The sequence below is a fragment of the Actinoplanes sp. CA-142083 genome (genome assembly GCF_050942195.1).
In the GTDB taxonomy this organism is placed as follows: domain Bacteria; phylum Actinomycetota; class Actinomycetes; order Mycobacteriales; family Micromonosporaceae; genus Actinoplanes.
The window spans coordinates 2,376,928-2,391,366 of the sequence record NZ_CP192076.1 but is presented as its reverse complement, the minus strand read 5'-3'; the positions used below and the strand labels follow the sequence as shown (position 1 = coordinate 2,391,366).

At 72.3% G+C, this 14,439-nt stretch carries 8 protein-coding genes; 4 read left to right on the top strand and 4 right to left on the bottom strand.

Annotated elements, in window-relative coordinates; translation table 11 throughout:
* Positions 1-105 precede the first annotated feature (105 nt).
* Positions 106-2,220 carry an MMPL family transporter gene (locus ACQPZX_RS11315; RefSeq protein ID WP_433378233.1) on the bottom strand — a complete coding sequence of 705 codons (2,115 nt, stop codon included), beginning with the start codon at positions 2,218-2,220 and terminating at the stop codon, positions 106-108.
* A gap of 134 nt (positions 2,221-2,354) precedes the next feature.
* Between ACQPZX_RS11315 and ACQPZX_RS11310 the strand changes: the two genes are divergently transcribed.
* The 3 genes from ACQPZX_RS11310 to ACQPZX_RS11300 all read left to right on the top strand — a co-directional run bounded on the left by ACQPZX_RS11310 (position 2,355) and on the right by ACQPZX_RS11300 (position 5,458).
* Positions 2,355-4,118 carry a histidine kinase gene (locus ACQPZX_RS11310; protein WP_433378230.1) on the top strand — a complete coding sequence of 588 codons (1,764 nt, stop codon included), beginning with the start codon at positions 2,355-2,357 and terminating at the stop codon, positions 4,116-4,118.
* A 232-nt stretch (positions 4,119-4,350) separates the two neighbouring features.
* Positions 4,351-5,031: a response regulator gene (locus ACQPZX_RS11305; protein WP_433378227.1), complete on the top strand. Its 681-nt coding sequence runs from the start codon at positions 4,351-4,353 to the stop codon at positions 5,029-5,031.
* Between the two features lie 4 nt (positions 5,032-5,035).
* Positions 5,036-5,458, top strand: a complete 423-nt coding sequence (locus ACQPZX_RS11300) for a hypothetical protein (RefSeq protein WP_433378224.1) — start codon at positions 5,036-5,038, stop codon at positions 5,456-5,458.
* 10 nt (positions 5,459-5,468) lie between these two features.
* Here ACQPZX_RS11300 and ACQPZX_RS11295 read toward each other — a convergent pair whose 3' ends face one another.
* Complete coding sequence (locus ACQPZX_RS11295; protein ID WP_433378221.1) at positions 5,469-8,087, bottom strand: MGH1-like glycoside hydrolase domain-containing protein; 2,619 nt, start codon at positions 8,085-8,087, stop codon at positions 5,469-5,471.
* Positions 8,088-8,157: 70 nt separating this feature from the next.
* On the opposite strand from ACQPZX_RS11295, the gene ACQPZX_RS11290 reads away from it, so the two are divergent.
* Positions 8,158-10,065, top strand: a complete 1,908-nt coding sequence (locus ACQPZX_RS11290) for an amylo-alpha-1,6-glucosidase (protein ID WP_433378218.1) — start codon at positions 8,158-8,160, stop codon at positions 10,063-10,065.
* On the opposite strand, the gene ACQPZX_RS11285 is transcribed toward ACQPZX_RS11290, so the two are convergent.
* Entirely contained in the window at positions 10,062-13,199 is a 3,138-nt protein-coding gene (locus ACQPZX_RS11285) for an Hsp70 family protein (RefSeq protein ID WP_433378216.1), read from the bottom strand. The two genes, ACQPZX_RS11290 and ACQPZX_RS11285, sit on opposite strands and share 4 nt — an antisense overlap.
* Positions 13,200-13,239: 40 nt before the next feature.
* Positions 13,240-14,439 (bottom strand): RNA polymerase sigma factor, encoded by a 1,200-nt coding sequence (locus tag ACQPZX_RS11280; protein ID WP_433378210.1) that lies wholly within the window; start codon positions 14,437-14,439, stop codon positions 13,240-13,242.

Below are 14,439 nucleotides of genomic sequence, written 5' to 3'. Positions count from 1 at the left end.
CTGCCGTGTCCACCGAGTGGTTGACAACCGCCTTCGGCAACTCGGTCGGCCCCAGCCGGCCCTCTCCACGGCCAGCCACCCGGACTCCCCCCGGCCACCCGCGAGTCAGCGGTGTTCCAGGGCGACGGCCGGGAGGCGGCGGGACAGCGGCGCCGGCAACCACCAGGCGCGACGGCCGAAGAGCTGCATCACGGCCGGCACGATCAGGCAGCGGATGACCACCGCGTCGAGCAGGACCGCGGCCGCCAGGCCCAGGCCGAACTGCCGCAGCATCCGGTCCGGGCTCAGCAGGAACGCCCCGAAGACCACCACCATGATGGCGGCCGCCGCGGTCACGACCCGGCCCGTCGTGGCCATCCCCTCGGTGATCGCCGCCGCGGGGTCCGGCCGGGAATGCCAGGACTCGTGCATGCGGGCCAGCAGGAAGACCTCGTAGTCCATCGACAGGCCGAAGACGATCGCAAAAATCATGACCGGGACGTACGCCTCGACCGGCCCCGGCTGCTCCCCCAGCAGCCCTTGCTGGAACACCACGGTGATCACGCCGAGCGCCGCGCCGACGCTGAGCAGATTGAGGACGGCGGCCTTGAGCGGGATCAGCAGCGAGCGGAAGACCAGCAGCAACAGCAGCGCGGACAGTCCGACCACGACCCCGATGAACGCGGGCAACCTCGCCGCGACCGCGTCGGCGAAGTCGACCACCGCCGCGGTGCTTCCGCCGACCAGGAAAGTCGCGCCGCCCACACCTGGCAGGACGTCCTCGCGAAGACGGGTGACGAGCTCGGTCGTCTCGGCCGACTGCGGACCCGTGGCCGGGATGACGACGAGCGTTCCGGGCCCGCCCGGGAAGGCGGCCGCCACACCGGGCGTAGCCGACAGGGCCTGCTGCGCGGTGGTAGCCGCCGAATCGGGCCCCTCGACCACGACGATCAGCGGCCCGTTGTATCCCGGCCCGAACCCCTCACTGATCAGGTCGTAGGCCTTCCGGCTGGTGGACGACGGCGGATCGGTGCTCGCATCGGCGAAGCCAAGCCGCAGATCCAGCAGCGGCGCACACAGCACCAGCAACGCGACCACCGGAAGCACCGCCGCCAGCACCGGGCGCCGCTGCACCGCGATGGACCAGCGCCGCCAGCGATCGCCTTCCGCCCGTTGGCGACGGCCAGCCGACGGCCGCGCGACCCCTTCAGCGTCGCCTTCGCGCCGGGCGTCGGGCTGCACTGCCCCTCCCTCCACGGCCAGGGCGGAGTATCGCCGCTCGAACCGCTTCCCGAACACCGCGAGCAGGGCCGGCAGCAGGGTCAACGCCGCGAGCATGGTGACCAGGACCGTGAGCGCCACCGCTACCGCGACCCCCTGCAGCGACCCGAGACCGAGCACGACCAACCCGAGCAGGGCGACGATCACCGTGCAGCCGGCGAAGAAGACCGTACGGCCGGCCGTGTCGAGCGCCCTCGCCACGGCTCGATCGCGATCCACGCCGGCGACCAGCTCGGAGCGGTATCGGGAGAACACCAGCAAGGCGTAGTCGATCCCGACGCCCAGACCGACCAGGATCATCAGTGGGGTGGTGAAGTCGGCGACGGTGGCCACGTGCGAGGCGAGCACCACCAGGCCGATCGCCGAGCCCACCGCGAACACGGCGATGATGATGGGCAGGCTCGCCGCGAGCAGGGAGCCGAACAGGAACACCAGGATGACCAGGGCCGCGAGCAACCCGATCCCCTCGGAGGCGCCGCCGCTCGACTCCTCGGCGCCGCGCACCGGATCGCCGCCCAGCTCGACCTGCAGGCCGTTGCCGCCGAACGACTGGGCGGTGTCGATGATCCGGCGCACGTCGGGGGCCGGCACATCCTGCGCTTGCGCGTCGAGCGCGACGGAGGCGTACCCGATGATCTTGTCTTGGGAAATGACAGGCTCGCCGACGCCGGCGACGTGGGGCAGGGTGCGGACCTGCGTGAGCATCGGGTCGAGGGTGGTGGGGCTCAGCGGGGTGGACGATTTGACGACGATCTGGAGGGTCGCGCCGGCGGACGCGGGATGATCGCTCTCCAGGGCCTCGAGGGCCTGCTGCGACTCGGTGCGGGGCAGCGAGAAGTCGTTGTGATATCGGGCCCCGACGACCTGCGCGGCGGCGCTCACCGCGACGAGGACGAGCACCCAGGCGGCGAGCGCCCACCATCGGCGGCGGATGGCCCAGCTTGCGATCCGTGCGAACATGCCCGGAAAGCTAGGGAGGCGGAACGCCCCGCCGTAAGCCTCCTCAGGTGGGCTTCGGGCGTCCCACCACGGTGGTACAACCACTCATACCGTGGTCTGATTCGCTCCCCGCCGATCCGCACTAACCTGGCCGCATGCCGAAGCAAAGGTGGCTTACCGACGGCGTGATCGTCACGCTGGCGCTGGGGTTGACCCTGGCGATCCTGACCGCCCGTGGCTTCGGCACGCCGGGCCCGACGGCGCGCAGCCTCGACACGCAAGGCTTCGTTCTGGCCCTTCTCACTGCCGCGCCTCTAGCTCTGCGGAGGCGAAAACCCGAGATTGCGTACGGGTTGAGCGCCGTCGCCAGCCTCCTCCTGCTCCACCTGAACTACCCCTTGGACGCTCCCGTGGCCACGGCCGTCGCGGCTTATGCGCTGGCCCAGGCTTACACCGGAGCCGCGCCTTTCCCCCGGGCCGCAGCGCTGCTCGCGGTGAACGCGTTCGTGCCCGCGGTCGCGGTGGCCTACTGGTCGATCGGCGTCCTGCCACGCTCGATCGCCACCGAGCTGCTGGCCTGGGCGGCAGTCTTCGCCGGCTTGTGGATCGCCGGCGACCGCAGCCGCTTGCGCGCATTGCGCCTGGCCGACGCCGAGGCCAATGCCCTGCGCGTGCGGGCCGAGGCCGAGAAGCGCGCCCAGCGTCTCCAGGCCGAGTCCGAGGAGCGCGCCCAGCGCCTCCAGGCCGAGTCCGAGGAGCGCGCCCAGCGCCTCCAGGCCGAGTCCGAGGAGCGCGCCCAGCGCCTCCAGGCCGAGTCCGAGGAGCGTGCCCGCCGCGCCCGGGCGGAGGCGGCCGAGCAGGCGCGCCGGGCGCTGGCCGAGGCCGAGGAGACGGCGCGTCGCGCCCTTGCCGACGCCGAGCGCGACCGCCGGCTGGCCGCCGCCGACGAGCGCACCCGCATCGCCCGCGAGCTGCACGACTCGGCCGGCCACGCGATCAACGTGATCCTGGTGCAGGCCGGCGCGGCCCGGCTGCTGCACGACCGCGACCCCGATCGCGCCAAACAGGCGCTCGGCACGATCGAGTCGGTCGCCCGCGACACGGTCACCGACATCGACCGCCTGGTGCGGGCCTTACGCGACGACCGCGAGGACGTCCCGGCCGACCCGGGCGCACTCGACGAGCTGATCGATCGCCATCGCGCGAGCGGCCTCACCATCGCCGCCGACCTGCCCGAGCGACAGACGCCGCTGCCGCGCAGCGTGGCCTGGGCGGCCTACCGCATCTTGCAAGAGGCCCTCACCAACGCGGCCCGCCACGGCGCGGGCAGCGCCGAGGTCGCCGTCCGCTTCGCCCGCCAACGCGTCGAAATCGACGTGACCAACCCAACCGTGCCCCACCCAGACCCCGCCGACAGCCGCACGGCGATCGGCCCGCCGGCCGCCGACAACCACAACGCAACCACCGCATGCGTCGCCGACAGCCACAACCCCACTCCCGCGCCCACCGCCGACAACCACAACGCCACCGCCGCACGCACCGCCGACAACCACAACGCCACCGCCGCACCCACCGCCGACAACCACAACGCCACCGCCGCACCCACCGCCGACAACCACAACGCCACCGCCGCACGCACCGCCGACAACCACAACGCCACCGCCGCACGCACCGCCGACAGCCGCAACGCCGGCGCGCTGGCCGTCGCGGGCCGTCCTGCCGGCAGCCGCGCTGTCGCTCTCCGCGCCGCCGGCGGGCGCACCTCGGCCGGTCGCGCCGCTGTTGGCCACGCCGTGGACGGACGCGTTGGGCTGGGCATCGTCGGCATGCGGGAGCGGGCCACCCTGCTCGGCGGCACGCTGACCGCGGAGCCGGCGGCCGGTTGCTTCCGCCTCTCAGCCGTCCTTCCGCACGCATGAGCGAGACGTGGGCATGGCCGAGGCGCGGGCACGAGCGGGGCCGCGCATGAGCGGGGCGCGAACATGAGGGGGCGTGAGCGGTGCGCGGGGCGTGAGCGGGGCGCGGGGCGCGGGCGTGACCGGTGCGCGGGCGTGAGCGGTGCGCGGGGCGCGGGCGTGAGCGGTGCGCGGGGCGCGGGCGTGAGCGGTGCGCGGGGCGCAAGCGGGGCGCGGACATGAGCGAGGCGCGGACATGAGTGAGGCGCTGCGGATCGTTGTTGTGGATGACGATCACCTCATGCGGGCCGGGCTCTGTGCGGTGCTGTCCACCGACGACAGCATTCAGATCGTGGGTGAGGCCGCCGATGGGAGCGCGGCTGTTGAGGTGGCTGGGCGGCTTCGGCCCGATGTGGTGCTCATGGACATTCGGATGCCGGTGCTCGACGGCATCGAGGCCACCCGGCGGATTGTTGCCTCGGCGCCTCGGGTGCGGATTCTGATTCTTACTACCTTCGAGGACGACGACTATGTGCTGGGGGCGCTTCGGGGTGGGGCGGCCGGGTTCGTGCTCAAGCGGATTCAGCCTGAGCAGTTGATCGCGGCGATCCATACAGTGGCGGCGGGCGATCAGTTGCTGGCGCCTGAGGTCACGCGCGCTGTCGTCGAGCAGGTCACCCGGTTTGCGCGGCCGGATCCGGGTGCGGCCCGGCGGCTGGCTCGGCTTACGCCGCGGGAGAGGGATGTGCTCACGCTGATCGCGCGCGGGCGCTCCAACGGTGAGATCTCCGAGGAACTGGTCGTCGAGGAGTCGACGGTCAAGACCCACGTCAAACGGATCCTCGCGAAACTCGAGCTTCGCGACCGCATCCACGCCGTCATCCTCGGCTACGAGACCGGCCTCGTCCGCCCGGGCAGGATTGGTTCTTGTGACTAGCTTCTTGTTGACGTGGAACCCGGACTCTGCGCGGTGGTCGGACGGTGAGTTCGACGCGGCGGCCGAGCGGTCGGCTGCGGGACATGCGCTGTTGAGTCGTTGGGGCGTTGGCATCCGGAAGCGGGGCATCTCGGTGGGTGACACCGCCTACCTGGTGCGGCAGCGTCACGAGCGCGGGATCGTCGCCAGCGGCCGGTTCGAGAGCGAGATCTACGAGGACGAGCGCTGGGACGGGTCCGGCCGGATCACCACCTTCGCCGACGTCCGGTTCGATGTGGTTCTGCCCCTTGCCGACCGGCTGCCTGTCGCGCTGCTGAAACACCGTCTCTCCGCGGTCGCCTGGGACCATCTGCAAGGCTCCGGCGTCATGATGCCTGAGGCAAGCGAGGCCGCACTCGCGGACCTCTGGCGGGCGCACGCGGCGTAAACGAAAGACCTCAGCGGCGCAGGGTGAGGATCAGGTCGACTACCAAGGCCGTCCAACCCGTCTGGTGCCACGCTCCCAGGCCGGCGCCGTTGTCGCCGTGGAAGTACTCGGGGAAGACGATCAGGTCCTTCCAGTCGGGGTGCTTCTGGAGGATCTCGTTGGCGCCGTAGATCGGGCGGTGGCCGTCGGCATTGGGAACGAACAGGGAGATCAGGCGCTGGGACAGGTCGTCGGCGATCGCGGCCAAGGGGATCTTTCGCTGGGAGCCGGTCGGATACTCGGCGATCAGGTCGTCGCCGAAGAAGTCCGCGTACTCGCGTAGCGCCTCGATCAGCAAGTAGTTGACCGGCATCCAGACCGGGCCGCGCCAGTTCGAGTTGCCGCCGAACAGGCCGCTTGTGCTCTCGGCCGGCTCGTAGCCGACCGTGAAATCGGAGCCGCCCAGCGAAACCGTGAACGGCTTCTCCAGGTGGGATCGGGAGAGCGTTCTGATCCCGTACGCGGAAAGGAACTCCTCGGGATCAAGCATCCGCGCGAGAATGCGCAGCAGCTGATCCTGACCCACCATCGACAGGAGGCGTTGCTGGCGGCCCTCGGCCGACAGCCGCCGGGCGCTGATCACATCGGCGTATTCGCCCTGCGTGTGGCGCAGCCACCGCAAGCGGGCGCTGAGCTCGGGCAAACGGTTGAGGGTCGCGGCCGTCAAGCGGGTGGTGGCCGCGAGCGGGAGCAGGCCGACGATCGAGCGCGCCTTCAGCGGCAGCTTGTGCCCGTCCGGCAACCGCAGCTGGTCGTAGAAGAAGCAATCCTCCTCATCCCAGAGGCCCTGGCGGTAGGCGGCCTCCGCGATGTAGGCGAAGTGCTCGAAGAACTTCGTCGCCATGTCCTCGTAGGTGCGGTCGTGCAGCGCCAGCCGGATCGCGATGTCCAGCAGGTTCAGCGCGTACATCGCCATCCAGCCGGTGCCGTCCGACTGTTCCAGCACCCCGGCGACCGGCAGCGCGGCCGAACGGTCGAACGGCCCGACGTTGTCCAGGCCCAGGAAGCCGCCCTCGAAGACGTTGTTGCCGCCGACGTCCTTGCGGTTGACCCACCAGGTGAAGTTGAGCAGCAGCTTGTGCATCACCCGGGCGAGGAAGTCGAAGTCCCGCCCGCCGTCGATCTCGAAGACGCGCAGCGCCGCCCAGGCGTGGACAGGCGGGTTCACGTCGCCGAACGCCCACTCGTACGCGGGGATCTGGCCGTTGGGGTGCATGTACCACTCGCGGAGCAGCAGGATCAGCTGCTGCTTGGCGAAGGCGGGGTCGACCCGGGAGATCGACACACAGTGGAAGGCGAGGTCCCACGCCGCGTACCAGGGGTACTCCCAGGCGTCCGGCATCGAGATGACGTCGAAGCTGTTCATGTGCCACCAGGCGTTGTTGCGCCCGTAGCGGCGGCCCGGCGGGGGCGGCGAGGAGCCGGGGTCGCCGGTCAGCCACTGCTTCACGTCGAAGTGGTAGAACTGCTTGCCCCACATCAGCCCGGCGATGCCCTGCCGGGCCACCGCGGCCTCCTCGGGCGTGGCGGCGGCGGGAATGATCTCCGCGAAGTAGGCGTCGGCCTCGGAGGACCGGGAGCCCATCACCGACTCCCAGCCGGCGCCGAGGTCGAGCGCGCCCGGCTCGTGATCATCCGCCGCGAGGCGCAGCCGCAACGTTCGCGATTCACCCGGCGCCAGCGTGAGTAGGTAGTGCAGCGCGCCCTTGGTGCCGACACCGGCCGGGTTCACCGTGGGCAGCCCGGCGATCAGGTGGTCGTTGATGCCGTCCTTGGGATACATGCTCGTGCCGGGCAGCCCCCAGAGGCGCTGGGAGTTGGTCTCGTTGTCGCAGACCAGAGCGGACGGCGACAGCTCGCCCTCCAGCACGATATGTCCGACCGTACGGTGCAGGCCGGACAGGCGGCCCGGGCGGCCGACCAGCGCCGGCTTGGGGCGGTTGGGCAGACCCCACGACCAGGTATTGCGGAACCAGAGCGTCGGCAGCACGTGCAGGGACGCCGGGGACGGGCCGCGATTGGACACTGTGATCGCGATGCACATGTCGTGAGGGGACGCCTTGGCGTAGTCGACGGTGACGGCCCAGTACCGGTCCTCGTCGAAGGCGCCGGTGTCGATCAGCTCATACTCGGACTCCTCCCGGGAGCGCTGCCCGTTGACGTGCACCAGCTCGTCGTACGGGAAAGCCTTTTGGGGGTAGTGGTAACGCCACCGCATCCACGAATGCGTGGGCGTGGAGTCCTGATACCACCAGTACTCCTTGGCGTCCTCGCCGTGGTTGCCGCCGTCCCCGCCGAGCCCGAACATCCGCTCCTTGAGGATCGGGTCCTCGCCGTTCCACAGGGCCAGCGCGAAGCAGAACGTCTGACGCTCGTCGCAGATGCCGCCCATGCCGTCGTCGTTCCACCGGTACGCTCGGGACCGCGCGTGATCGTGGGGGAAGTAGTCCCACGCCGTGCCGTGCTCGCTGTAGTCCTCACGGACCGTGCCCCACGCGCGCTCGGCCAGGTAGGGACCCCACGCGCGCCACGGCTCTTCGCCGGAGTCAGCCTGCGCCAGGCGTAAGCGCTCCGCCACGCGGCGTTCCACCCCCACAACTAGATCAAATGAACTCAACCGAGCACACTAATGATTCTGCCCGACGACTGGAGGTCATCTCGTGGCTACGGTCCGCCGCCTGGCCTTCGGCCCGCAGGTCTGCGGCAGTGTCGACGAGGGTTCCGCGCGCGAGTGGCTGGTCGCCGACGGCTGCGGCGGCTATGCGATGGGGACGGTGAACGGCCTGCGCACCCGCCGCTACCACGGTTTGTTGATAGTGGCCGGGGAAAAGACGCGCCGCCTCGCCCTCGCCGCCCTCGACCCGATCGTCACGCTGCCGTCGGGCGCCTCGGTCCGCCTCGCCACGCACGAGTGGGCGGACGGGACGATCGCCCCACACGGGCACGAACTTCTCGCCGGCTTCGAGCTGGTCGACGGCCTGCCGCGCTGGCGGTGGCGGATCGGCGACGTGGTGATCGAGCGCGAGCTCGCCATGGCGCACGGCCGTCCCTCGGTCGCCGTGGTGCACCGGCTGCTCACCGGCGGCCCGATCAGCCTCTCCCTGGACGCGCTGGTCACCTGGCGTGACATCCACGGCGAGCGCACCGCGAGCGGACCGGTCCCCGAGGTCGCCGCCGACGAGAGCGGGTGCGTGGTCGAGGGGGCGTACCGCTTGCGCGGCCCGGACTTCCGCCAGGTGGGTGCGTGGTGGCGCGGGGTGCGGCACCGCACGGAGGCGGCGCGCGGCCTGCAACCACAAGAGGATCTCTGGTACGCCGGAAGCTTCCACTCCGAGTTGCGGCAGCCCGGTGCCGTCGCGGAGGTGTCGGCGTGGGCTTCTTTGCTCGACGACCCTCCGCCGGCGGCCTCGGAGGTCGTGGGCGCGGCCCGGCTGCGCAACCGTGCGGTGGTCGCCGCCGCGCAGCCCGCCGACGACGCGCAAGCCACCCTCGCTCTGGCCGCGGACGCTTTTATCGTACGGACACAGAACGGTCCCGACGTCGTGGCGGGCTACCCGTGGTTCGGGGCGTGGTCGCGCGACACCATGCTCAGCTACGAGGGCCTGTTCCTCACCACCAACCGGTCCGCCGAGGGCAGGGAGCTGCTGACCTCGTACGCGTCGACGTTGTCCGAAGGCATGCTGGCGAACACCGCCGACACCGGGAGCGTCGAGTACAACACCGCCGACGGCACGCTCTGGTTCCTGCACGCGGTGGGCCGGCACGTCGCGATGACCGGTGATTTCGAGCTGGCCGCCGAGCTGCTGCCGCCCCTGCTCGGCGTGATCGACCACCACCTCAAGGGCACCCGGTACGGCATCGCCGCCGACCCGCTCGACGGCCTGCTCCGCCAGGGCGCCCCCGGCGAGGCGCTGACCTGGATGGACGCCCGCGTCGACGGGGTGCCGGTCACCCCGCGCATGGGCAAGCCGGTCGAGATCAACGCGCTCTGGGTCAACGGCCTGGCCACCGTGATCAAGCTGGCCTGGCAGGCGCGCACCGGCGCCGGCGCGGCCGTCCGCGCACACCCCGAGGCGCTGGCCAGTTTCGCCCGGCGTTTCCCGGCGCCCACCGGCTGGCTCTACGACGTCGTGGACGGTCCCGGCGGCAACGACGCCACGCTGCGCCCCAACCAGCTGCTGGCGTGGTCGCTGCCGTATGCGCCGCTGCGCCCCGAGCCGGCCACGCTGCAGGCGATCGGCTCGGCGCTGATGACCCCGCTGGGTTTGCGCAGCCTCGCCCCCAGCGAAGCCGGTTACCACGGCGTCCACCGAGGTGGGCAGGTAGCGCGCGACACCGCCTATCACACCGGCACGGTCTGGCCGTGGCTCATCGGGCCATTCGTCGCCTCCTGGCGCCGGCTGGGCGTCAGCGCCGACCAGACCATCTCCGACGCCGACGACCACCTCGGCGAGTACGGCCTGGGCTCGGTGTCGGAGACGGCCGACGGGGACGCCCCGCACGAGGCGACGGGGTGCCCGTTCCAGGCTTGGTCGGTCGCCGAGACTCTGCGAGCTCGCCGCCTCTAAGCGGGTGGTGCGGCCGTTCCGTCGCGCGGGACGGCGACGGCGCTGGGTGTCGTCCCGGTCGAGCGGGACGTGGTCGGACTCGACGTGGGCGTCGTCGTCCTCGTCGCGGACGGCGAGACCGAGCGCGACCGTGTCGGCCTTGTCGTAGCCGAGGTGGTGCGCCGCCTCGTGGTGGTCTCGGCGGTGGGCTCGGTCGCCGGCAAGGTCGCCGGCGACGTCGGCAGCGCGGTCGGCGACAGCTCGATCGCGGCGCTGTTGCTGCCCGGCGGCCGCAGCGCGTAGAGGGTCCCGCTCGCGCCGACCGCGAACAGTCCCGCGCCGTCGCCACTGGCCGCGACCTCGAAGCGATCGCCGGTCACGTTCTGCCAAAGCAGGCTGCCGGTGCGGGCGTCCAGCCCCACGAGCCGCCCGTCCGGGTAGGCCACGTCGACCTCGCCGCCGCGCACCACCGGGATGCCGGCCGCGCCGCCCTGCTCCGGCCGATAACGCCAGCGCACGTCCGATGTCCGGGCGTCCCACGCGCTGATCGACCCGTCCGCGCCGGCCGTGAGGACCATCCCGTCGCCGCCCGCGATCCGCGAGACCGAGACCTGGTCGGCGATCCCGTCCAGCTCCGCGCCGTCCTTGAGCTCCACACAGCGGACGGTGCCGTTGGCGATCGCCACGCACACCGCGTCACCGGCGACGACCGGACCGTCGGTGACCTTCCCGGCCTCGGCCCGCCAGAGCACGGCGCCCTGGTCGCTCACGCCGTTGAGCTTGCCGTCGCCGGAGGCGACGACGACGATGCCGTCGCTCACGACCGGCGAGGTGCCGATCTTTCCCTCGGACCAGGCACGCCAGCGTCGGTGTTTCTCCCCGATCTCGTACGCGTAGAGCACCCCGTCCCCGTCGCCCGCGTAGACCCGTTCCTCGTCCACGGCCGGCCGAGCCGCCACGTCGTGCCCGGTGTCCCGATGCCAGAGCTCGCTCCCGTAGGTGGCGTCGACCGCGATGATCCGCCCCGCGCCGGTGACCGCGTAGGCGACGCCGTTCACGATCCGGGCGTCCGCCCGAGCCCCCGGCCCCAGCTCCATCTCCCAGGACAGCGCGCCGTCGGTCCGCCGGTAGGCCCGCAACGTCCCGTCCTGCCCGCTGACCAGGATCCACTGACCACCCACGGCGGGCGGCTCGACCGCCGGCACGCCGGTGTTCACCCGCCAGAGCACCTGCGCGCCCGGCTGCGCCACCGCCGAAGTCCCGGTCGAGCCTCCGCTCCCGGCCGAGCCCTCACGGCGATCGTCACTCCAGGGCCAGGCCGCCACCGCGCTCACCGCCGTGACGGTCAGCAGCACCGCCGCGAACCCACCGATGATCGGCCACCGATAGGCCCGCCACCGAGACCGCCCACCCTCCCCCGACCCGCTCAGCGACCCGCCGTGCGGCCCGGCGTTCCCCGACCCGCCCGGATGCCCAGCGGCCCTCGACCCGCCCGGATGCCCAGCGGCCCCCGACCCGCCCGGATGCCCAGCGGCCCCCGACGCGCCCGGCGGCCCACCAGCCCTCGGCGGCAGGCCACCCGCCGCGGCCCGCAGCGGCGGCGAATAGGTGGCCGGCGAGGCAGGCGGCACCGGCGGCCCGACCTCATCCGGCGGCATCTGGAGACCTGGCGGCCGCACCGACACCGGCAGGCTGGCCACCGGCGCCGGCGGCAACCTCCCAGGCTGATCCGGCGGCACAGACCCAGGCGAGCCAGGACCGGCCGGCGACCCAGGCGTCACCGGTGGCCCGGACACCGGAACACCGGAGCCTTGCGACGCACCACGAGCCGACCCCGAGCCAGCGGGCGGCGGCGAGCCGGAGGCGACCGGTGTGACCGGGAGCTGCCACGATCCGGGCGTGACCGGGACCCGCGGCGAGCCGGGCGTGGCCTGCGCCGCCGGCGAGACGGGCGTGGCCGAGCTGCCGAGAGGCGCGGCCGCGCTGCCCAGGGGAGCGGCCGAGCCAACCGCCGGCGTGGCCGGTGCATCGTCGGGGGCTTTCCGCGGCGGCGGGAGCACGACGAACGACGATGACGCCAATGCCCCCGTGGCCGCCCCGGGACCGCTCAGGCGGGCCGCGCCCAGGGCTATGCCCAGTTCGGGCTGCTCGTCGACCACGACCGGGCGTTCGAAGGCCTTCGACACCATCAGGCCGACCAGCGGGATCCGTGATGAGCCGCCGGCCAACATCACGCAGCGCAGCGACGACGCCTCGACCTTGGCCGAGCGCAGCGCGCGCCGCATGGCCTCGACTGTCTCGTCGAGGGCGGGGGAGATCATCGCCTCGAAGTCGGAGCGGCGGATCCGTACGCGTGTGTGCAGGCGCGGCAGCGCGACCCCGATCTCCGCCTCGGTGTCGAACGACAGGCTCTCCTTGGCCTCCACGCACTCGCGCCGCAGGCGGGCCAGCGCCTCGGTCACCGCCGCGTCCTCGAGGTCGAGCCCGGCCAGCCGGTCGCCCAGCGTGGACCGCACGTGCTCGAGAACGGCCTCGTCGAAGTCGATCCCGCCGAGCTGCTCGACGCCCTGCGGCTCGCCGAGCATCTCGAAGCCGTCGGCGGTCTTGCGCAGCACCGCCGCGTCGAAGGTGCCGCCGCCCAGGTCGTACACGGCGATGATCTCGCCGACCGCGACCCGGGCCGTCCCGGCGTAACGCACCGCCGCGGCTTCCGGTTCGGTGCGCAGCGAGACGGACGGCAGGTCGGCGAGCCGCGCGGCCTCCTCCAGGCGCTCCCGCTTGTACGGTCCCCAGTTCGCCGGGTGGGTGAGCACGATCCGCGCCGGCGGCCCGCCGCGCCCGTCGGTCACCGCCGCCACGACGTGCTTCAGCAGCCGCGCGGTCAGCTCGTGCGCCGCCAGCGGCGTGTCGCCGAGCAGCACCGGCACGGGGTCACCCATCCGGCGCTTGAACTCGCGGGCCAGCCGGGTCGGCGCGGACTCGCCGCGGCGCTGGGCGGCCTCGCCGATCAGCACCTCGCCGTCGTCGCGCAGGAACACCAGCGAGGGAATCTCCGGCCCGCGTCCACCTAGGCGGACAGTCTCCAGTGCGCCGTCCACATTGACCGCGGCGGCGGTGTAGGTCGTCCCGAGATCCACCCCGAGGCCGTACTCCATTCTCCGGATGCTAGGCGGCCGGGGCGAACATGAATATCCCTCAGAGGGCTTCTCGGCGACGTCGCAGATGGTCACGCTCGGGATCGGTGCGCACCAATGCCAGCGCCGCGTCGAAGGCCACCGCGGCCTCGTCGCGGCGGCCCAACCGGGCGAGCAGCTCGGCGCGTACGGCCGGCAGCAGGTGACTGCCGCGCAGCGCCGGATCGAGGCCGTCGAGCAGGGCCAGGCCGGCCTCGGGAGCGCCCGACTCGGCCACCGCCACCGCCCGGTTGAGCCGGATCATCGGCGACGGGTCGCGGCGCTCGAGCTCGGCGTAGAGCAGGGCTATCCGTGGCCAGTCGGTGGGCGGCGGCTTGGCGTGCTCGGCGGCGATCAGCGCCTGCAAGTGGTACTCCCCCGGCATCGGGACCGCCTCGAGCAGCCCGAGCAGCGACTGCCCGCGGGCGATCTCGTCGTGCCGCCAGCGGGACCGGTCCTGGTCGGGCAGCAGCACCAGAGCGCCCTCGGTGTCGACCCGGGCATCGCGCCGGGCGTGCTGGAGCAGCATCAGCGCGAGCAGCGACAGCGTGCGCGGCTCGCCCGGCAGCAGCTCGCCGACGAGGTAGCCGAGCCGGATCGCCTCCCCGGCCAGCCGCGGCCGGATCAGCTCGGGACCGGCGGTGGCACGGTAGCCCTCGGTGAAGATGAGGTAGATCGCCTTGAGCACCACATCGAGGCGTTCCGGGAGATCCTCGGCCGACGGCTCGCGCAGCGGGATGCCGGCCACCGCCATCTTGGCCTTGGCCCGGGTCAGTCGCGCGGACATGGTCGGCTCGGACACCAGGAACAGGCGCGCGATCTCGGCCGTGCTCAGCCCGGCCACGAACCGCAGCATCAGCGCCGCCCGCGCGTCCGCCCGCAGCGCCGGATGACAGCAGGCGAAGAGCAGCCGGAGTCGCTCATCCGGAATATCGGGCTTGTCCGAAATGTCGGAGCGAGGCGGGTCAACGACGAGGAGCGGCAAGCGCCGCGCATCCGCCGACTCCCGCCGAAGGCGATCGAGCGCCCGCCGATAAGCGGTGGTCCAGAGCCAGGCGCCCGGCGAAGAGGGCACGCCCTCGGCGGGCCAGACCCGGGCCGCCGCGACGAAGGCGTCCTGCAGGCTGTCCTCGGCCACGTCGAAGCGCCGCAGCCGGGTGACGAGCAGGGCGAGCAGGCGCGACCACTCCTCGCGGTACGCCTGCTCGACCGCTTCCCGCAT

Coding starts and splice junctions, on each gene's coding strand:
- ACQPZX_RS11310 (WP_433378230.1), top strand. CDS start 2,355: ATGCCGAAGCAAAGGTGGCTTACCGACGGCGTGATCGTCACGCTGGCG.
- ACQPZX_RS11305 (WP_433378227.1), top strand. CDS start 4,351: ATGAGTGAGGCGCTGCGGATCGTTGTTGTGGATGACGATCACCTCATG.
- ACQPZX_RS11315 (WP_433378233.1), bottom strand. CDS start 2,220: ATGTTCGCACGGATCGCAAGCTGGGCCATCCGCCGCCGATGGTGGGCG.
- ACQPZX_RS11280 (WP_433378210.1), bottom strand. CDS start 14,439: ATGCGGGAAGCGGTCGAGCAGGCGTACCGCGAGGAGTGGTCGCGCCTG.
- ACQPZX_RS11285 (WP_433378216.1), bottom strand. CDS start 13,199: ATGGAGTACGGCCTCGGGGTGGATCTCGGGACGACCTACACCGCCGCC.